At 50.6% G+C, this 21,102-nt stretch carries 16 protein-coding genes; 11 read left to right on the forward strand and 5 right to left on the reverse strand.

What is annotated here, in order from left to right:
• The first annotated feature begins 27 nt into the window (after positions 1–27).
• Positions 28–960, forward strand: coding sequence for a signal peptidase II (locus tag ACZ5ZV_RS17165; RefSeq protein ID WP_464118413.1), 933 nt, complete (start codon positions 28–30; stop codon positions 958–960).
• Between the two features lie 102 nt (positions 961–1,062).
• Positions 1,063–2,532 carry a GTPase HflX gene (hflX, locus tag ACZ5ZV_RS17170; RefSeq protein ID WP_464118414.1) on the forward strand — a complete coding sequence of 490 codons (1,470 nt, stop codon included), beginning with the start codon at positions 1,063–1,065 and terminating at the stop codon, positions 2,530–2,532.
• Here the strand turns inward: hflX and ACZ5ZV_RS17175 are convergent.
• Entirely contained in the window at positions 2,529–3,359 is an 831-nt protein-coding gene (locus ACZ5ZV_RS17175) for an exonuclease domain-containing protein (protein WP_464118415.1), read from the reverse strand. The two genes, hflX and ACZ5ZV_RS17175, sit on opposite strands and share 4 nt — an antisense overlap.
• A 93-nt stretch (positions 3,360–3,452) precedes the next feature.
• Here ACZ5ZV_RS17175 and ACZ5ZV_RS17180 point away from each other — a divergent pair, with 93 nt between their 5' ends.
• Positions 3,453–4,151 (forward strand): TorF family putative porin, encoded by a 699-nt coding sequence (locus tag ACZ5ZV_RS17180; RefSeq protein WP_464118416.1) that lies wholly within the window; start codon positions 3,453–3,455, stop codon positions 4,149–4,151.
• Here ACZ5ZV_RS17180 and ACZ5ZV_RS17185 read toward each other — a convergent pair.
• Together ACZ5ZV_RS17185 and motA are read right to left on the reverse strand one after the other, a co-directional pair.
• Positions 4,123–5,079, reverse strand: coding sequence for a flagellar motor protein MotB (locus ACZ5ZV_RS17185; RefSeq protein ID WP_464118418.1), 957 nt, complete (start codon positions 5,077–5,079; stop codon positions 4,123–4,125). The two genes, ACZ5ZV_RS17180 and ACZ5ZV_RS17185, sit on opposite strands and share 29 nt — an antisense overlap.
• 20 nt (positions 5,080–5,099) lie before the next feature.
• The gene (gene motA, locus ACZ5ZV_RS17190) at positions 5,100–5,966 is read right to left on the reverse strand and encodes a flagellar motor stator protein MotA (protein ID WP_464118419.1); all 867 of its coding nucleotides are present in this window, start codon (positions 5,964–5,966) and stop codon (positions 5,100–5,102) included.
• Positions 5,967–6,079: 113 nt separating this feature from the next.
• Here motA and ACZ5ZV_RS17195 point away from each other — a divergent pair, with 113 nt between their 5' ends.
• Together ACZ5ZV_RS17195 and ACZ5ZV_RS17200 are read left to right on the forward strand one after the other, a co-directional pair.
• Entirely contained in the window at positions 6,080–7,882 is a 1,803-nt protein-coding gene (locus tag ACZ5ZV_RS17195) for a protein-disulfide reductase DsbD family protein (RefSeq protein WP_464118420.1), read from the forward strand.
• Between the two features lie 83 nt (positions 7,883–7,965).
• Entirely contained in the window at positions 7,966–8,178 is a 213-nt protein-coding gene (locus ACZ5ZV_RS17200; RefSeq protein ID WP_464118421.1) for a YgaP family membrane protein, read from the forward strand.
• Between the two features lie 31 nt (positions 8,179–8,209).
• On the opposite strand, the gene ACZ5ZV_RS17205 is transcribed toward ACZ5ZV_RS17200, so the two are convergent.
• Both ACZ5ZV_RS17205 and ACZ5ZV_RS17210 read right to left on the reverse strand, forming a co-directional pair.
• Positions 8,210–8,968, reverse strand: coding sequence for a DUF5020 domain-containing protein (locus ACZ5ZV_RS17205; protein WP_464118422.1), 759 nt, complete (start codon positions 8,966–8,968; stop codon positions 8,210–8,212).
• Positions 8,969–9,054: 86 nt separating this feature from the next.
• Positions 9,055–9,558 carry a hypothetical protein gene (locus ACZ5ZV_RS17210; RefSeq protein WP_464118423.1) on the reverse strand — a complete coding sequence of 168 codons (504 nt, stop codon included), beginning with the start codon at positions 9,556–9,558 and terminating at the stop codon, positions 9,055–9,057.
• Between the two features lie 109 nt (positions 9,559–9,667).
• On the opposite strand from ACZ5ZV_RS17210, the gene ACZ5ZV_RS17215 reads away from it, so the two are divergent.
• The 6 genes from ACZ5ZV_RS17215 to ACZ5ZV_RS17240 all read left to right on the forward strand — a co-directional run bounded on the left by ACZ5ZV_RS17215 (position 9,668) and on the right by ACZ5ZV_RS17240 (position 21,021).
• Positions 9,668–10,717, forward strand: coding sequence for a hypothetical protein (locus ACZ5ZV_RS17215; protein ID WP_464118424.1), 1,050 nt, complete (start codon positions 9,668–9,670; stop codon positions 10,715–10,717).
• A complete protein-coding gene (locus ACZ5ZV_RS17220; RefSeq protein WP_464118425.1) occupies positions 10,672–11,559 on the forward strand; it encodes a pseudouridine synthase in 888 nt (295 codons plus the stop codon). The genes ACZ5ZV_RS17215 and ACZ5ZV_RS17220 overlap by 46 nt, the downstream gene beginning before the upstream one ends.
• Positions 11,560–11,568: 9 nt before the next feature.
• Positions 11,569–12,459, forward strand: coding sequence for an EamA family transporter (locus tag ACZ5ZV_RS17225; protein ID WP_464118426.1), 891 nt, complete (start codon positions 11,569–11,571; stop codon positions 12,457–12,459).
• A gap of 77 nt (positions 12,460–12,536) precedes the next feature.
• Complete coding sequence (locus tag ACZ5ZV_RS17230) at positions 12,537–16,865, forward strand: tail fiber domain-containing protein (RefSeq protein WP_464118427.1); 4,329 nt, start codon at positions 12,537–12,539, stop codon at positions 16,863–16,865.
• A 72-nt stretch (positions 16,866–16,937) separates the two neighbouring features.
• Complete coding sequence (locus tag ACZ5ZV_RS17235) at positions 16,938–20,714, forward strand: tail fiber domain-containing protein (RefSeq protein ID WP_464118428.1); 3,777 nt, start codon at positions 16,938–16,940, stop codon at positions 20,712–20,714.
• 22 nt (positions 20,715–20,736) lie between these two features.
• Positions 20,737–21,021: a hypothetical protein gene (locus ACZ5ZV_RS17240; RefSeq protein ID WP_464118430.1), complete on the forward strand. Its 285-nt coding sequence runs from the start codon at positions 20,737–20,739 to the stop codon at positions 21,019–21,021.
• The last annotated feature ends 81 nt before the right edge of the window (positions 21,022–21,102 follow it).

The raw sequence follows: 21,102 nt of genomic DNA on the forward strand, positions 1-21,102 counted from the left end.
CTTGTGTGAATTGTTAGACTGAAGTGCATGAAAAAACGCGAATGGCTAATTGTGATTCTTCCTCTTCTAGCGACGTGGTCTTTGGACCGCATCACAAAAGTATGGGCCACTGGCATCACCCAGATTAAATCCTTCGGTCCGGTGCACTTCGTTCTGCACCACAATCACGGTGCGATGTTGGGACTGTTTTCAGACCTTCCGTCTGTTCTGCGTATTGTGTCTTTATCCACCGGCGGTGCTTTCCTGCTGGCGACCTACGCCTTGATTCAGTATCTGCTGCCGATCAAGTCCCTGACTCTGCGTTCGGGTTTGTCCATCTTGATTGGCGGGATCATCGGGAATGTCACCGACCGTATCGTCTGGGGTTACGTGGTCGACTTCATTGTCCTGGGAACTCCGTCCCTGTCCAGTCCGGCCTTTAACATCGCCGATGCCTTGCAATGGCTGGGCTATGGATTGATCGTCTATGCGATCATTCGTGAGGGAGAACTGCTGTGGCCGGAAAATAACGTGCGCAAGCAGTACTGGGTGAATATGCCTTTCCAGCTGAAATACTGCTTCATTCTGATGGGCGTGGGTTTAAGTCTGACTTTGATTTGCTCGGTGTTTTCCTACACCTATATGCGCGTAACGATTCAGGAGCTGGTCGGAAATAATGCTTTTCTGCTGAACAAGTTTCTGGTGCCGTTTGTAATCACGTTCCTGATTATCTCTGTCGCTTTCTGCGCGATCCTGTTCGCGGTCGGTCGCCTGATCTCCCACCGTATCGCAGGGCCTTTGTATGCATTTGAAAGGTTCCTGAATGAAGCCCTGGAAGGAAAAGCCAACGCCAATCTAAAATTGCGCGCCGGTGACGAGTTCAAGCATCTGGAAGAATTGGCGGAAGAGGTCAACAAACGCCTGCACCAGATCAAAAAAGAGCGCACCGTCAACGTCATCGAGTACTCTGAAAGCGAATAAGCCCAGGTATTTGTTACACTCCGACCCGAACTCATCTTTGAACCCTGAATAATTTCAGGGGTTTCGCTGGCTTTTCCATGGGCCTGTGCTATACCGTTCGCCATGAACGAAACAAAACCTCTGAAGGCAGTCCTTGTCGGCATCCAAACCCCTCGCACCACTTATGAAGAGACCCAAGAGTCCTTGACGGAGCTTTCCCGTCTGGTCACCACTTTGGGCTATGAGGTTGTCGGCCAAATGTCCCAGCGTCGTACGTCCACGAAGACAGCAACAGTCCTTGGGGATGGAAAACTGATGGAACTGGCAGAATGGACCGGTGGCACTGGAAAAGTGGCGCCGTCTTTTGTGAAGAAGAAACACAAGGCCGCCCTGAAGTTCAGCAAAAACAAAGAGGACGAAGAGGACGATCTTTTCGGGGACGACGTCGAAGAGGTCTTTGATGTCGAACAAGGAGCAGAGGATCTGGATGCTTCTGCTGACTCAGCTCCCAAAGAAACGGCCGAAGTTGTGGTCTTTGACTGTGACCTTTCGCCTTCCCAATTAAAGCTTGTTGAAAGCGCCACCAGTGCCAAGGTTTTGGATCGCACGGGTGTGATCATTGAGATCTTCAGTCGTCATGCCAGAACCAAAGCGGCTCGTTCCCAGGTGGAAATCGCTCGCTTAAAATACGTAGCCCCGCGCATGCGCGAGGCTTTAGGGGATGACGATCGTCAGGGTGGTGGTGGTAAAGGTGCCGGGGAAACCAGCATCGAATTGGATCGCCGTAAAATCCGCGACCGCATCAAAGAACTGAAACAAGAGCTGGCCGCCGTATCACAGGAACTGGATCAGCGCCGGGCTCGTCGTGATCAGGAAATTTCCGTCGCTTTGGTGGGTTATACCAACGCTGGAAAGTCCTCTTTAATGCGTGCTCTGACTGGCAGTGATGTTCTTGTCGCCGACAAACTGTTTGCGACCCTGGACACCACGGTCCGTGTTCTTTATCCAGAGACCCGTCCTCGTATTCTGGTTTCCGACACCGTTGGTTTTATCAAAAAACTTCCGCACGATCTGGTGGCCTCGTTCAAATCCACTTTGGACGAAGCGGCCAATGCTTCGCTTTTACTTTACACTGTGGACTGCTCTGATCCGACGTTCCGATCCCAGCTGGAAGTCACGCGCACGGTTTTGGCCGAAGTCGGTGCGGCCGATCTGCCAAGTTTCCTGATTTTCAATAAACGCGATCGCCTGACGCCGGAACAAGAAGCCGAGTTGGCAAAAGAATTCCCAACTGCTCACTTCATGTCTGCAAAGAACCCTGACGATGTGGCCGCTTTGCATGCCAAACTGGTCAAACACTTTGAAGAAGAGATGATCGAGGAAGACGTCCTGATTCCTTACACAACTCAAGGGGCCATCGGCGAAATCCGCAGCAAAATGCGCGTGCTTTCAGAAAACTATGAAGGCAATGGCGTTGTGCTGAAGATCCGCGCCCACAAACAGGATCTGGAACAAATGAAAGAACGCTTTGACCTGACCCCAAACAAGTCCAAAAAGAAAAGCAAACTTAGCTGGAATATCGACGAAGACTAAATCCAGATCACCTGGGCATCACTGATACGATTTAAATAGTATCTTTTATGCGACTGATCTTTGTGACAGAAGGCGTACAGATAGTCGCCATCGGGATTGCGAACGATGCCAATCGGTGTGACCCGGCGGGTTTCACCTTTGTTGGATCCACCTTCATAGGACATATCGACATCTTTTTTGGTCTGAATGGCATCGATCAGAGTTTTGATGGGCGCCGCCGTCAGCGCATTGATGGAGTAGTCTTTCCATTGCAGGTTCTTCCCCTGACTTTTGATGGCTCCGGCCAAAGTCATTTCCGGTGGCATCTTGGCAAAACAAGCCAGTCCCACGTGCAGGCAGGCCTTAGCATCGTCGTAAGCCCGGTGCGCTTGACCGCCATCAATTCCCAGGTGCTTCACCAAGGTTTGCAGCTTGTGATTGTCCACGCCGTGAATCCACTTTCTGGACAGCAGACTGGTGCACAAAGCAGGCTCAGTCAAAACAGGCAGAAAAGCCTTTTCAAAATCAATGGCCATGAATCCCAGATCAAAAGGGGCATGGTGTGCCATCACCACAGCACCCTTGAAGAATTCGTGGATCTCCTGGATTTTTTCAGAGATTAAAGGGGCATCCTTTACCATCTCATTGGTGATGCCGTGGATGCCGATGATAAAGTCACTCATCAGTTCGCGCGGTTTGAACAAAAACTGCAAGCGCCCGACTTCTTCCCCCTTGTACCACTTCACGGCCCCGAACTCGACCACGTCAAATCCGATCGGATAAGCTCCGCTGGTTTCAGTATCAAAGGCAACATATGTGTATTCGTTTAGGGGCAAATCCAGATTCATAGCGGGCCAATCTACCCGTCCTTGGGCTTTTGGTCCAGTTCCCGTTGCAGGGGCCCTGCGAAAACTTTGTTTTTCCCACGTCTTTAAGTCACAATGAGACGACTATCTATGCGAAGATACATTGCTTTTACCGTTATTCTATTGAGCACTTTAGGGGCCTTAAACTCCAAAGCCAGCACGTCCCCCACTTTCGATCTTTCCGGAGACGTGAGTCTGCTTTCCCATTATGTGGAATATGGACTTTCCCAATCAGACCATTCACCGGCTTTGCAGGGTTCATTCTGGTTTAACTTTGGCTCGCAGTTCCGACTTGGAGTTTGGGGTTCCAACACAAACTATGAACAAGGTGACGATCATTTCAATCTGCGCCTGAATGCCGATATCAAAGTTGATTTTTCACCCAATGCCAACCTGATTATCGGTTACAGCGAAAGCCAGTTTTATAACGGTGGCGATCACAACGGCAACATTTTGAGTCTGCACCTGCATCTGTGGAAATCACGGATCATGTACGATGCCCTGTCCAACTGGGAAGCCAGCAAAGAACGCTCAGCACGCTTTGCTTTTGGAAACACCATGGATGTCTTTGGTAACTGGAAATGGGATAACGAGGTTGGGTACAACACCCCCGAGGTGGATTCCATCAATCCTTACTTCGATGCCCGCACAGGGTTAGGACGAAAATGGGGTGTGATCTTCTTTGAAGGAGCTCTCACCGGAACCAGTGAAAGCCCTCAGTTTAACGGCGCTGGGGATTACTTCTTTATTCTGTCTGCGAAGACGGAGCTGTGAAGCCCGCTTCTTCTTTCAGATCCTGATCGACCTGTTGCTTTAGATCCGGCTTTTCCGCTTTCTTGCGGTTGCTGATCTGGTTCACAAAGTTGTCATACACAGACATATCCACACGCGAAGGCCCGAACAAGGTGTCCAGCTTGCGTGGCTTTCTGCCATCGGAAGTGATTTCCTTCTGGGCGATCTTCACACGAATGAAGCCCACCAGTTTTGCCGGGTCCACTTCCCCGCGTTTTTCTTTGACATTGATACCACCGGAAACATCCACGGTGTTATTTTCCAAAGAAGCCAGAATCTTGTTACGAACTATATCATAGCGTTCCGCCGCCACTTTATTAGCCGTCATCAGGCTGGCATCGGGAACTGCCTGCACGAACAAACCGGAAGTCAGTTTGATATTGGCATCTTTCAAGCCTGTTGTGATGCCTTTGATTTTGTCCATGACCTTCACGAAGTTCGCATTCGGTGTCGCCGAACCACGTTCAAACAACATGTAATCAGGAATATCAAAGTCATACCCTTCCGGAGTCACTGTGACGTTCTTCGCCACGTCGGTCATCTGATCCGCCAGATAAGCCGCCACCACTTTTGTGGAGCCCATATCCAGCAGGTTCGGGGTTTTGTCCGCCGGTTCCATGAAGCTTTGGAAGGCCTTCAAAGGCTCGTTCAAAATATCCAGGAACAATTTTTCAAGAGTGATTTCCGCACCGAAGTTCTGGAAGTTGTATTCAATAACAGACGGAGTGGAGAAATAATCAGAAACCGCTTTTTTGGTTTCTTCAGACTGCCCCACCAGCCACATCACCAGGAAGAAGGCCATCAATGCTGTCATAAAGTCGGCCAAGGCCACCTTCCAGGAACCCCCGTGGTGACCGCCGCCCGATACGATAATTTTCTTGATGACTATCGTCTGTTTTTTTTCTGCCATAGTTTAGTTCCAGTCGCCGGTTAAGCGGCTTTCTTAATTTCTTTTGTAGCCTTGTCGATCTCTTCAAAAGAAGGTCTTTCTTCTGGCATGATCGAACGGCGTGCATACTCTACGCATACAATCGGTGGTGCGCCTCTTTGCAACGCCACCATCGCAGCTTTGATACATTGAAGATAGCGACCTTCAGCATCGATATCTGCGCCCATTTTCGTCGCTGTGGGACCAATCAGACCGTAGGCTCCGAAAACCCCTAGCATCGTACCAACCAGGGCGCTTGCAACCAAGGCACCGATCTTTTCAACCCCGTCGGTCAAATGGGCCATCGTTTTTACGATACCCAAAACCGCGGCAACGATCCCCAGACCAGGGAAACCGTCAGCCACTGTCTGTACTGCGTGAACAGCCATGTGTTCTTCGTGGTGAATCGCCTTGATATCTGCATCAAGAAGGTCATCGACGTCATACGGAGACATCTCAGCAGACAATGTGATTTTCATCGTGTCACAAAGAAAATGAACGGCATGATGATTGTGCATAAAGCTGGGATAAGCTTTGAAGATGTCACTCTTATCCGGCTCTTCAATGTGTTTCTCGATCCCTTGAGGCCCTTCTTTTCTGAAGGCTTGGAAAAGCTGGAACATCATCTGCAACAACTCAACGTAATCCTGCTTTTGAGGCCCTTTGGCCGTCATAGCTTTGATACTGAGTTTGAAACCGGCTTTGATAATTTTCATTGGGTTGGCAATGATATAAGCTCCCAATGCGGCGCCCCCGATAATCATCAGCTCCAGTGGAGCTGCCTTGATGATCACAGACATGTTACCGCCTGCGATCAGGAAGCCCCCGAAAACCATCACAAATACGACGAGAATACCTACAAAACCCATAAGTTATGACCTCTCAGTTTCTCTATCGGACCGAACTGTGTTAATATTGAGGCAGCCGCAAATAAACTTGCCCATAGTCTGGAGACGGACTATGACGGGCCAAGAGGAAAAACATGAGATTCAGCCTGTTTTACGTTGTAGTTTTAATTCTCTCTTTATTCGCAAGTCCTAAGTCCTGGGCCGCTGATCCAAACGACACGGACCCTCTTTTGGCGGAAACCAAAGTCCTTCCCTATGAATGGAGCCCGGGTCAGGGCGGAAGCATTGAAATAAAAATGAAGCTGCCTGCTGGCTATCACGCCTATGAAGATAAATTCAGTGTGGTGATTCTGGAGCCAGATGGATTTAAGGTGGCTCCCTTTAAGATCGAACCGTTGATCACCTGGAATGACAAGTTTTCAAAAAAGATGCGCTCAGGGATAGAGAACGAAGCCACACTGACGGCGCACATTGAAGCCCCTCACCGCTTCCTGAAGCGCCATACAAAAATGAAGATGGAGCTCACTTATCAAGCCTGCTCCGATCAGTTCTGCCTGTTCCCGACAGTGAAAACTCTTGAGGTCCCCATAACAGTCACCCAGGTCGAAGGCGAATCTCAGATCATGGAAGCCGATGTGCAACCAACGGCTGCACCGACATCCTTCTTTAGCATTGATAACTTCCAGAAGTACCTTGGCTCCAGCATGTTTGCCGGGCTGATCTTTGTATTCTTGGCCGGAATCTTTACCAGCTTCACTCCGTGCATCTTCCCAATGATTCCAATCACCCTGGCCGTGTTGGGAAATCATTCGAACGAACGCACACGTCTGCAAAACTTTTTCACCAGTTGTATCTATGTTCTGGGGATTGCGACGACCTATTCTATTCTTGGACTGATTGCAGCTTCCAGCGGTGGCATCTTTGGTGCCAGCCTGGGCAATCCTTATGTGCTTTCCGTTATCTGTGCAATCTTCCTGGCAATGGCGCTTTCCATGTACGGTCTTTATGATCTGCAAGTGCCAGCATTCCTGCGCAATAAGTTTGGACGTGGGACCCAGAAAAAAGGAATTGTAGGCGTCTATCTGACAGGATTGTTCGCCGGTATCGTGGCAAGCCCTTGTGTGGGGCCGGTGCTGGTGGCGATTCTGACTTACGTGGCCTCCACACAAAACAAGACCCTTGGATTCATTTACCTGTTCGTTTATGCCTTGGGATTAGGTTTGATCTTTATCGCACTGGGACTTTTCAATCAGTTGGCGAAAGCCTTGCCAAGATCCGGCACGTGGATGAATGCCTTTAAATTCATTCTGGGCACCCTGATGTTGTCGGCCTTCTATTACTATCTGGAGCTGCTGTTGCCGGATCGTTGGTTCGATGGCGCCCTGGCTGTTGGATTGATCATTCTGGCCAGTGTCTACGGAGCTTTCCTGCCAGCAGCGGGAAAATCCACATTGCAACACATTCAAAAGGGTCTGATGCAATCCGTTTTAATTGTGGGTATCGGATACATGGTGATTGCAACGTTTGATTTGCGTCCCTACATACGCAGTCAGATGATGGGAACCGCCAGCATCAATCAGATACAGAAAATGAACTGGCAACCTTATTCTGAGGCTCTGCTGCTTCAGGCTGCCAAAGATCAAAAACCCGTGATCATTGATTTCTGGGCTGACTGGTGTGCTGCCTGCCACGAACTGGAAGAACACACTTTCACAGATCCTCGAGTCCGGGCACTTTCAGAAAAATTCGTCATGTTGAAGTTCGATGCCACAAAAGATTCGGCAGAACTCAAAGAGCTTAAGAAAAAGTACAATATCCAAGGACTCCCAACGGTTGTCTTTATCAATCCTCACGGTATGTGGATTGACGCTCTGACATTGACCCAGTTTGAAAAGGCGCCGGATTTCATCAAACGTATGGAAAAAGCGTCTCAATAGACTTTCAACCGGGGTTTTATGTCCTGGATCATATTCGAGCAGGTCTCTTTGGGGATATAATTGTCCTATAAAAGGAGGCCTTTATGTCTGTCTTTCAAAAAAACGAAGGCTCATTAGATAGAACTTTAAGAATCGTCGTCGGGCTTGTATTGGTCAGTCTTGCTTTTGTGGGCCCCGCAAATCCGTGGTTCCTGCTGGGAGCAATCCCCTTAGTCACAGGTTTGGTCGGCTGGTGCCCAGCTTATCAGATTTTTGGCCTGAACACCTGCCGATATAAAAAAGTCATGAAAATGTAAGCTCGGTGCTGGGTTTCCAGCACCCGCTTTTCTAAAAAATCCAAAGCACCTTGGCCTGGGGGACATTTTCAGTCAGGCCATCGATGCCGTATTTATTACTCCAGTATTTGTATTCCAAACCAACTTTCAATGGCACCTTTTGGGCTGTCTTGCGACTCAGGTCGTACAGGAAGTTTGCCTGAATGTGCACGTTGTCCTTCAAAGTGCCTTCAACCCCGGCCCAATCCAAGAAGCCAGAAAACTCCAGCGGCAGCCAATCCCCACCGGCACGCTTTAACCATGCCACGGTCAATTGCCCCGTATGCCCATCAATCCCCATGGCATCGCGATACAGAAACTGCGTGGCCAGATAGTCAAAGCCAACATCTTTCCATTCCAAAGTCACCCCGGCCAGATTTACCCGGCGCGCGGGTCCCTGCGGGATCTCAAAGTTCAGTTGCAACAGAACATCTTTCAGGAGGGATTCCGGTGGCGTGAAGGACCCCATCTTGCTCAGACTGATAGCGGGTGAGAATTCACCATAATAAGACGTGCTGCTTTCCGTGTCGGGACTGGTGATATCGAAGAAAAAGAAGTTGGTACCGTAGTCCCATTGACTGAGGTGCTCAAACGTCACGACAGTCGCGGAATACGCGATATCCCCCGGTTTCTTGTAAGAATCCCCGTGAAGAACCTGAACGTTTGTCTGAGACCAATTGGCGGCCTGAGTTGTGATGGAAAGAAAAAGCGTCAGAAGAGTGATTATGTTTTTAAGCATGTCGAAATAGGTTAGATATCTCGACGAACTCAAAACAACTCGCATTCAGTTTTCTATGCGGAAGTACTGTTCAGTAGCGGGCAGCGCCGACAACGGTCCGCCCGCGAAGGATTCGGATCTTACAGACGCTTCAAGCGGGAGATTTCCATTTTGGCTTCATTCAAAGCCGCTTGGCTTGCGATCATCTGAGCTTCTTTTTCCGCAAGAAGCTTTTGCAGATGGTTCATACGAACTTCAAAGCTTTTGATCACGTTATTGTGGCGATCCACCATTTCCTGAACTTTCAGATCCAAGCTTTTGCGTTCGTTCACACGCTGGCTGAGCTGAGTGATCTTTTGGCCGGCTTCTGTGGCAAGCCCGTTGTGGCTTTGCTCCAGGCGGTTCAGCATGTGGTGCTGTTTTTCAAACTTGATGTTGGATGTTTTGATCAGTTCGTTCACGGTCGCAACGACCTTGTTCAACTGTTCTGCCAACGCCTGGTTTTGGGCTTTCAGTTCAAAAATCTGCCGGTCCGTATTCAAGTAGCTGTTCGGGGCTGTCCCCATGGCAGAAACGCTGTCCATAGCGGAACTCTTGGCCACTTTCTTTTCCCCAAACAATTCTGGATTCAATTCTTTATGCATAATCGGGCCCCTCCGTAGGACTTAAAAAATTCTGCTTTTCCAGTATATTTTCTCTGGACTAAAAATTCAAATGTTCATACTTTAGGGCCGACATGCAGAGAGGGGAAAAATGCTAAAAGTTGGACAGCTTTTGAAGTTTGTTTCTGATTTAAATCCGCAGAACACTCCGACGCGTCTGTCTTTTTTCAATTTCCTTCGTGGTTTCCCTCATCCTGATGACGTTTTGACTCCGGAACTGATCGAAATGTTCTTCAATTACTGCATGGACTACCCGCACTGGGCGTCCAATAAGCAGCAATTGGGCCATGAAGTTCAGTTTCTTTTAGAAAATTTCAATGGCTTTTATCAGCAGAAGTTTGACCTAACCCCGATTCGCTTCCCGCAAACGGTCCAACTTATTGAGATTGAACATTTCTCCGACCTTATTGACGCGGTGAGTTCATATATTAAGACCCAATGCGCCGAAGGTGAGAAGTTCCGTATCCTGCCAGATCAGAACAAACGGGCCGTGGCGATCATCCTTCGCGAAGACAAATCCCTGGAAGTCCGTACTTTTGATCGCAAGTTCACAATCCGCAACGGGCTTTTGGAGCCTTTGCGCAAGGATCTGGTGCTTTACTATACGTCTGAATTGGAACTCAGCTCCCAGCATACTCATAAAATTGAGGTGGCCCCCTACATCACCGCCCAGTTCCGCGTCGTGAATGACAAGGTAACGGGGTCTCTTTTGCGCGGCTACGTTTTCCAAAAGCTGCTTGAGATGAAAAATGAGCCTTTGCAGGAACAAACCCGTCTTTTGTTCCCGATCAAACGCCTGGAGCAGTTCTTTGTCGATCGCCGTACCGATCCTTATTATCAGGATCTGGTCAGCCAACTGGAAAGAACCTGTGCTCTTATCCAACAGGGTGACTCTGAAGCCCTGAAATGGTCCTCTATTGTTCTTTCCAAGGCTGAAACAGCCGTGGATAACGTCTTTTTGGGAGACAAACTCATGACTCTGCTGGCTCGTGACCTCCGCCATGCCATCGCCGAGTACAACCGCAAGAATATCTCCTCTTCCGGCCTCAGTAGTGATATATTGATCACTCAACAATTACCCGAGGCCGATGAAGAATGTCTGAAAATAACTCCTCTGAAAGAGTTCGACTTAATAAACTAATTGCTGACAGTGGCTTGGCATCCCGTCGTCATGCAGACCGCATGATCGAAGAGGGACAAGTGACTGTAAACGGTAAGCGCGTTTACGAGTTGGGTGTCAAAGTAGATCCTCAAAATGACCGTATTCTGGTTGACGGCAAACCTTTGCGCAAACCTCTGACTCAGAAAATCTATGCCATTCTGAACAAACCCACAGGCGTGTTAACGACAATGGAAGATCCTTTGGATCGTCCGACAGTGGCCGAATATCTGGCTGACATTCCAGTACGTGTGTTCCCGGTGGGGCGTCTGGACTGGGACTCTGAAGGAATGCTGCTTTTGACCAATGATGGTGATTTCGCCAACAAGGTGATGCATCCAAAGGCCGAAGTAACCAAGACTTATCTGGTCAAACTCAGCGGCAAACCCGAACCCGCGCAATTGGATAAACTGCGCAAAGGTGTTTCCATCGTGGGCGGTCGCGTGTCGGCCCGCCACATTGAAAAAGTCAAAAAAACTGGCGAGAACAAATCTGAAAAGTACGAATGGTACAAAATCGTGATCACTGAGGGTAAGAACCGTCAGATCCGTCAGATGTTTGCTAAAATCGGTTTTGATGTGATGAGACTTCAGCGCGTGGCTATCGGCCGTCTGCGTATGGGTGCCATTAAAACCGGCGAACTGGCCTACTTGAACGAAGCGGCCGCTCAACGTGTCTTCCTTGCCGACGATCCGGAAGAAGTAAAAACAAAACGCACCTATAAAGGACGCGCGACTTCCATCAAGAAGACGGCCAAACCGGCTTCCAAAGTGAAGACTCAGAAAAAACCAAGCAAATATAAAAACGGCCAACGAGTTAAATAATCCCTGCCTATGAAAAACATGAACCCACGTCTTCGCGGAACTATTGAAATATCCCTGGCGAGCGTGGGTTTTGGTTTTTTAGGAGTGTTCGGAAAATGGGGTTTTGATTCAGGCCTTTCAGTCGGCGAAGTGCTTTCCTATCGCTTCACTTTGGCGGCAGTTCTGATGTGGATCGGCCTGCTGTTGTTCCGCCCCTCATGGGTTCGCCTGACCTTGCGCCAGACCGTGATCGCCGCCTTGCTGGGAATCTTCGGTTACGCCTTCTTTTCCACTTTGTATTTCACGGCTGTTCAAGGCCTCAGTGTCACGCTGGCAGCACTCTTGCTTTACACCTATCCCTTCTGGGTGAATATTTTTTCACACTTCTTTACGGAAGATAAGATTTCCCGTCGCGAGGCCCTGTGTCTGCTGGCGGCTTCCAGTGGTCTGGTACTTCTTTTATGGGGACATATCGAAGTTAAAAATATCTGGGCCGTCGGCGCCGGACTGGCTTCTGCGATCAGCTATGCGATCTATGTTTTGCTTTCTGGGCGTTTGCAGAAAAACGTCCGACCGATTTCTTCGTCTCTTTATGTTATTACTTTCGGGGCCCTGGCTTTGTCGCTCTTCCACCATCCGCACTTTTCAGCGATTCAGAATCTTTCCAATATTCAGGCGTCCAGTATTCTGGGCCTGGCCTTGGTCTGTACCATCATCCCTCTGACCTTTGAATTGGCAGCTTTGCAAAAATTAAAAAGCACCGAAGTCGCCCTTCTGATGATGATAGAGCCCATCACAGCGGCCATCATGGGAGCTGTTATATTTAAAGAGTCCCTGAGCCCTATTCAGATCCTTGGAGCCCTTGTGATTGGTGCGGCCCTCGTCATCAACACGACCACTCTCAAAGTGAGACAGAGCTAAACTCAGGGATCCCTTTTAATAGTGCAATCCAGACCCTAAAAGCTCATGTTTCTTGTTAAAAAACCGACAAGATAAGCATGAGAAGCGGTACGTACCTGATACAAATTATCGTGTTTCTGTGCGCCGGAATCGCCGGTGCGGCTCCGAATTCTCTGACCTATCAAGGGCGCATTATCAACAGTGATGGCAAAGGTCTTGAGTACAATAACGTCAGCTTTCTTTTTGAGATCACAAGTCCCAACGGAACTTGCGTCATCTATCGCGAGCAAAAAAATGGCGTGAACCTGCAAAACTCCGGTGGGGTTTTTGATGTTCCCATAGGTTCCGGCACCAAGATGTTCCCGACGGACCCGTTATTTACACTGCTGGATGCCTTCAACAACACCCTGGAGCACAACTGCGCCGGGGGCTCCAAGTATCAAGCTGTTTCCGGTGATATTCGTTTCCTCAAAGTGCAGTTTCATGACGGCTCCGGCTGGAAAGTGATTTCTCCGGCGAATGAAATTCGCACAGTTCCTTATGCGGCTTATGCCAAGTCCGCGGAAATGCTGGGCGCCAATGTCATCGATGACTTCTTTTTAAAATCTGACTTTCCCGTCTGCCCGGCAAATAGCTTCCTGACTCGCACGGGCAGCACCTTGTCCTGCGCCGGTATTTCTGGCGCCAATGGTGGTACTGTGACCAATGTCAGCTCTGGCAGCGCCGCCTTGACCATCACTGACAATGCAACAGCTCCGGTGATCACTTTGAACATAGGCCAAACTGCAGGAACCGTGGCAGCAGGGAATGATCCTCGTTTCACAGACTCTCGTGCCCCCATCGGGGCAGCCAGTGGGGACCTGTCTGGCAACTACCCTTCACCGTCGGTTGCAAAAATCCAGGGCGTTGCCGTCACTGCGACAGCACCGACCGCAAACCAGTTCTTAAAGTATGTTGGTACAGAATGGACACCATCGACAATCAGCCAAAGTGATGTCAGTGGCTTGTCAGCGACCTTGAACAACTACATGTCTGACGCCGAATTCAGTGCGGCTGTGGCGAACGCGGGCTGCAATCCGCATGAGACCATGTACTGGAATTCTGTGGCTGGATTCTCCTGTCAGCCGATCAATGTGTCTGTTGCCGGGGATGTCGGTGGAACTATCGGCGCAACATCTGTGAACAAAATAAAAGGTGTCCCCGTGGATACAACCGGTCTCGCCACCGGACAGGTCTTAAAGTATGACGGAAGCAAATGGGCTCCGGCGGCCGACAACGATTCAAATTCCGGCGGAACAGTGACTAATATAGCCACCGGTACCGGCCTGAGCGGAGGCCCGATCAGCACGACGGGGACGATCTCCCTGGCAAACACTTCGGTGACTCCGAACTCCTATGGTTCCACTACTCAAGTGGCCACGTTCACCGTCGATGCGCAAGGGCGCCTGACTGCTGCCGCCAATCAGGCCATTGCCTTTCCGGTAACCACTGTGGCCGGCCGCACGGGCGCTGTCACATTAGACGTGGGTGACATCGGCAATGGCGCAGGGAAATACTTTATCTATCGCCCTAACAATACAGCTTGTACTGACGGACAGGTCCTGAAATGGGTTGCTGCCAACAATCGATGGGAATGCGGCACGGATACAGACACTTCTTCCGGTGGCACTGTGACGAACATTGCCACAGGCACGGGCTTGACCGGAGGTCCTATCACCTCCACTGGAACCATTGCCCTGACCAACACGGCGGTCACTCCTGGAGCTTACACTCGCGCGAATATCACCGTCGATGCTCAAGGCCGTTTGATTGCTGCGACTAATGGTGCCGCCATCAACCTGGCCTCTGAAGTTACTGGCACTTTACCGATTGCCAACGGCGGAACTGGAGCGACCACGGCTTTGGCGGCTTTCAATGCCCTATCCCCTTTGACGGCCAAAGGGGATGTTCTGATTCGTGATGGCGCCAACAACATCCGTCTTCCCGTCGGCCTAAACGGTCAGGTGCTGACCGCGGATTCTGCACAAGCTTCGGGTCTGAAGTGGGCGACTCCAACAGTCGGCACTGTGACCAATGTCACGGGGACTGCTCCCATCCAAGTCGCCACCGGCACAACCACACCCGTGATCTCGGTTGACAATGCCACCACGACAACCAAAGGCGTGGTGCAAGTGGGCTCTGGTATCGCCGTTTCTGCGGGTACAATTTCTGCGGATCCGGCCAACTTCCCTTCTGCAGTTCCAGTGAGCAAGGGCGGGACTGGTACCACAGCCTTAACAGCTGATCGTCTGCTTGTGTCTAACAGTACGGGATCGGCGGTTATTCCGTTTACGTGCGGCACAACTCAGATGATCACTTTCAACGCGTCAGGCATCATGGGCTGCACGAATTTCTCTTCAGCCGGCTTCTTTGCTAATGGTGGAAATACTCTGGCAGCCAATGCCACACTGGGCACCAACGACGCTTTCTCTTTGAACTTTGAAACCACCAACATCACACGTATGACCATCCACAAGGATGGATATGTCGGTATCAATACAACTCCGGATACCAATGCTTCTCTAATCGTCAGAGCCCCAGCCACAACAAAATCAGCTCTTATTCTTTCAGGACCTGATGCTGGCAAAGTGGAAATGGAATACATCCGCGATTCCGCCTGGCTGGGAAATATCGGCTATACCGATGCCACCAATTCAAATCTCTATGTAACCAACGGAACCAACGCTCATATTATTTTTGACACAAACAATGTCGAAAAGATGCGTGTTACCAACGACGGAAAGGTCGGAATTGACACGATCAATCCAGGCGCTCGTCTGCAGGTCGGACAGTGGGATGCTACGGCCAACTACAACGCCGTATTCGTCGGCTCCTATCACAACACTCTGGGGCAGGCACAGTTTGTTGGTAACTGGAATAGCACTGGTTACTGGGGAATCGGGCCTGTGGCCAATCCTGCAAGCAGTACCGTGCGCTTGGGTAATGCCAATGCCCAAGGGGACTGGCGTTCGACTCAGGATTTGAAGTTGGTCGTTCCCGGAGGCATTGCCATCGGAAGTACCTTAACCAGTCCCGAGCGTGGCTTCCATATGAAGGGCAGCGGCGGCATCAGTGATGACCTGTACATTCAAAGTGTCGGCAACACGGCCGAAGCCGCTGTTGTTTTGACCAAGGCTCGGGACAATGCGGGTGCCGAGTCCCCTGTGTTGACGGGTGATTCACTAGGATTCTTGGCAATGCGCGGTTGGGACGGCACCGCTTACTCCAATAGCACGGCCATCAGCTCCTATGCCGAAGCCGACTATGCCACAGCCAAGTCTGCCTATATGGCCTTCTCAACCATCTCCAATGGATCCTACGGTGAACGCATGCGAATCACCAGCGGGGGACAATTAGGAATCGGAACAACTTCTCCGAGCGTGCGATTGCATGTGCAAGGATCCAACTACAATGCTTCTTCCGCAGCCCTTGAGCGCAATGAAAACGCCACCGCCGGCCCGGGTATTCAACTGATGAAGTCGCGAGGAACCGCATCAGCAAAAGCAGCCGTTCAAAGCGGCGACACATTGGGAAATGTGCTTTACAACGGTTATGGGGATGCAACGACCGTGGGTCTTGGTGCCAATATCTACAGTGAAGCTTCTGCCACTTGGACTTCAACTTCGGCTCCAGCAGATTTGGTGTTTGCCGTAAACTCTGGCACGGGCTCCATGTTGGTTCCCACAGAACGAATGCGCATCTCCGCTCTTGGATGGGTCGGAGTCGGTATGGCAGGAACTCCAGGGGCTCCCTTCTACATCAAGAACGCCACGGCGCCATACATCGGCTTTGAAGAAGTTGATGCGAACCAAAAATTCTTCATGGGTGTCGACGGCGGCAACTTCTGGATTCGTCCAGGCCCAACAACAGGCACCACGGACATTATCACGGTCACCAACAGCGGAAACGTTTATATCGGCGGCAACACAGGTTCGCGGAAACTGTTCGTCAATGGAACTTCCGGAGGAACCGCAGCCTGGGAAAACTTATCCGATGCCCGATTAAAGCAGGATATCGAAATCATACCGGACTCCTTACAAAAAATACTGTCTCTAAAAGGTGTGACCTTCAACTGGCGTCACGATGTCCGTCCCGATCTGGATCTGATCGACAAAAAGGACATGGGTGTGATCGCTCAGGATGTTGAAAAAGTCTTCCCGGAAGCCGTCGACAAAGATGAGAAAGGCTTCCGTGCCGTGGCTTATACCAAATTAATCGGCCCGATGATCGAAGCCTTTAAGGAACTCTATAAATCCATCTCAGGGGTTCAGGCCTTGCTTCAGGCCCAGAAGCGCGAAATTGCTTCCTTAAAGCAGGAAAATCAAGAACTGCGCGAAGCCATCTGCGAGGTCAATCCAAAGGCCAAAATCTGCCAAAAAAAGAAGTAAGATTCGTTAAATTCTTGCAGAAATTCGATAATTTACCTCTTTCGAATCCTCCGAACAGCCGATAAGTTAAGCATGAGAAATGGAACGTATTTATTAATGTTACTCTCATGGCTTTGCGCTTTTATTGCTGAAGCCTCGCCCAATTCTCTGACCTATCAGGGCCGGATTATCAAATCCAATGGTCAACCGTTGGAAAATAGCAGCGTCAGCTTTTTATTTGAAATCACAAGCCCCAACGGCAGTTGTGTCATCTATCGCGAACAAAAAGATGGCATCAACATGCTTAACTCCGCCGGGGTCTTTGATGTTCCGATCGGCTCTGGAACCAAACTGTTTCCCTCAGATCCTCTCTTCACTTTGCTGGATGCTTTTAACAACAGCAAATCACACAACTGCTATGGCAACTCCACTTATCCCGCACAAGCCGGGGATACGCGTCTTTTGAAAGTGCAGTTCCACGACGGCTCGGGCTGGAAAGTCATCTCCCCGTCCAATGAAATTCGCACGGTTCCCTACGCAGCCTATGCCCTGTCCTCGGAAAAACTGGGGCAAAACAAAGCCGAAGACTTCGTGCTTAAGGGAGCTCTGCCAACGTGTCCCGATGGCACGTTCCTGAAATGGAATGGCACGGCTTTAAGTTGTGCGGGGGTTACCGGAGCCAATGGAGGAACAGTTTCAGAGGTCACCTCCGCCAATGGATTCATCACCATCACAAATGGAACCAGCACTCCGCAACTGACTTTGCAGGTGGGAAACACAGCAAACACTGTGACCGTGGGGAACGATCCTCGTCTAAGCGATGCACGAACGCCCTCGGGTGCCGCCGCAGGTGATCTGGGTGGAACTTACCCAAATCCCAGCGTTGTCGCGCTTCAGGGGACTGCTGTCTCCAACGCCGCTCCCACCAATGGGCATTTTTTGAAATTCAACGGCACCCAGTGGTTGTCCGCGCAAATCAACACAGCCGACGTCAACGGACTCAACACAACACTGAACAACTACATGACCGATGCGGAATTCAGTGATGCTGTTGCAAATGCGGGTTGTGGTGCTCACCAGACCATGTACTGGAATGCGGTGAGTGGTTTTAACTGTCAGGCGATCAATGTCTCTGTCGCTGGTGATGTCAGTGGAACCATCGGAGCTGTGACCGTGAATAAAATCAAAGGTGTTGCTGTCGACACAACCGGCCTCACGCCAGGGCAGGTTCTGAAGTATGATGGAACGAAATGGGCGCCCGCCGCCGATAACGATGCAAACTCAGGCGGCACCGTCACCAACATTGCCACGGGAACCGGTCTTTCCGGTGGACCGATCACGACGACAGGAACAATTTCTCTGGCCAACACCACGGTCACGCCGAACTCTTATGGGTCCACAACTCAAGTCGGCACTTTCACCGTCGATGCACAAGGGCGTTTAACCGCAGCGGCCAATGCTGCGATCGCCTTCCCTGTCACCAGCGTTGCGGGCCGCACAGGCTCCGTGACCTTGGATGTGGGTGATATCGGTAACGCTGCCGGAAAGTACTTTATCTATCGCCCGAACAACACGGCATGTACGGACGGCCAGGTTCTGAAATGGGTTTCTGCGAACAACCGCTGGGAGTGTGCAAATGACACCGACACTTCCTCAGGGGGAACCGTCACAAGCATCGCCACCGGAACCGGACTTACCGGTGGAACAATCACTACAACCGGAACGATTTCACTGGCAAACACGACGGTGGCTGCGGGGTCTTATACCCGCGCAAATATCACCGTCGATGCGCAAGGCCGCCTGACTGCGGCTGCCAATGGGACCGCCGTCAATCTTGCCTCGGAAGTCACTGGCACTTTGCCTGTTACCAATGGCGGAACCGGCGTTGCCTCGATCACCGCAAATCGCCTGCTGGCCTCGGATGGCACCGGCTCTAGCATCGTGCCTTTCACTTGTGCTGTGGGGCAAATGGTGACCTTTGATGCCTTAGGTGTCATGGGCTGCACTAACTATTCATCTTCAGGAATCTTCGCCAATGGAGGCAACAGCTTCGGAACTGCGGCGGTTCTGGGAACGAACGATGCCAACTCTCTGACCTTGGAAACCAATGGCTCGCCTCGAATGACAATTCTTTCAAACGGCGCTGTCGGTATCAACGAAACCTCCCCGACGGGAAGTTTTATGGTGTCGGGCACGGGGGCCACAGACATTCGCCTTCATGACAAATCAGTGGCCAATCCCTCCACTCTGCGCATCCTGACTCAGAACGGAGTCAACTATATTGAGTCCGGCACTGACTTCACGAACACAACCTCCGCGGACCTGCACTTTACTGACATGATGGGAGTCAATCGCTGGATGACCATCAAGGCGGATGGAAAGGTGGGGATCAAGACAGCCACCCCCGCCACCAATTTTCAAGTCAAAGGTGGAGCCATCATCGGGGATCTCACACCGTTCCCTGCAGCTTATTCCGTCATCCCGACTGAAACTCAGATGGCGGTTTTACGCAACAACACCGAAACCTCCGGCAACCTGACTGGCAGCGGAGTCTATCAACGCTTCAACCCGTCTGCCAACTCGACACTGTCCACCCACGCGTCGGTCAGTATTGTTGTGCCGAATGTTCCCGCGGGTGTCACCGTCACCAGCACCAACGAGGCGCTGTATACAGCGGCGACCCGCAATCGCTATGCCGGCAATATAGACGCCGGGACCGTCAGCGACCTGCGAGCCGCAAGCTTTATGTACGGACACGAAGGCTTCGAAGCAGGCAACTCTCCCACAACAAACAATGCCATTGGGTTACATGTCTTACCCCAACTTCAATCCGGAACCATCGGAACCATGTACGATCTTCTCCTGGCAGCTCCGACAACAGGTGGTACTGCGACGAACCGATACAGCGTCTATCAAGCCAGCGGCACGGCTAAGAACTATTTTGCGGGTCCTACCGGATTTAACACCGCTTCGCCCCTGGCCAACGTGCATATTGGCAGCTCGGGTGCGGGTAATACGGCATACTCTTCTTTCCAGATCGGCAGTGACGCCACTGTCACCAACAACTTCCACATCGTGAATGAATTTGGGAGTTCCCGTCGCCTGAATTTCTATAAAGGCAATTTGGGTTCAGGTCAGATGCTGATGTCTTTGGATGCGTCAGGCTTGCTGACTTTGGGTGAATCCGGCTCTAACGGGATGGGAATACTCAGCCTGAAGCCCGGCACGGGCGATCACACTTATATTCAGTTCTTTGCCCGCACCGCAAGCCCCACCACTCGAAGCGGTTATCTTGGCATACCAACCACGGGGAGCACACTATTTAACATCGCCAACGAGATGGAGGGGGGCGATATGCACTTCATCACGAAAAACGGCGGTTCGATATCTCCCAAAATGGTTTTGTCTGCTGTCGGAAATCTGACGACCGTGGGCACCGTCAACGGTGCATCGGACATCCGCCTGAAGAAAGACATTCATACTCTTGAAGGCAGTCTGGAAAAGATCCTTCAGCTCAAACCGTCCTCGTATCATTGGAAAGACCCCTATGCGGATCCTCGGTTGCAAATGGGCTTTATCGCCCAGGAACTAGAACAGATTTACCCTCATGTTGTCGATCAGAACAAAAGTGGCATCAAGTCCGTGTCTTACATGAACATGATCGCCCCGATCACTGGCGCTGTGCAGGAGCTTTATCACAAATTCAAAGCGATGCTCATGAATCACGAAGATCGAATTTCGGCGTTGGAAAAGCAAATGACCGCCTTACAAAAACAAAATGAGGATCTACGCCAACAGAATGAAGATCTAATGAAATATATCAGGTCTCAAAACGAGAAAACTCAAAGAACTCCGGCTTCCAGCCGATAAGTAATCTGTGCGGAGGTTGCACGTGAAATGGATCGTACTGGCTTCACTTATGATTCTTGCCACAGGATGCTCGATGGATGCGTCACTGGAGCAAATTTCAGAGAACTCTCCAATTAAATTTCAGGATCCTGCCAAAACAACCGGTTTGGTTTCCGGCTCCACTCAGACAGGAACCGCCACAGGTGGCGGTGTGACTTATCATGTGCAAAGCACTGTGGGTAACTACATGTCCGGTATCGAGCAGACCACCGAAGACAAGACCTACAAAGTCTACAGCTCTGTTCCGGGCGCCATCGTTTCCAACTGACGGACCTTCGGTCAAACCAAGGTCCAGAGCCCTCAAGTTTCAAAATAAGACAGCCGATAAAGGGAACAGACAAACCATGGA

The sequence above is a fragment of the Bdellovibrio sp. HAGR004 genome (assembly GCF_055397015.1).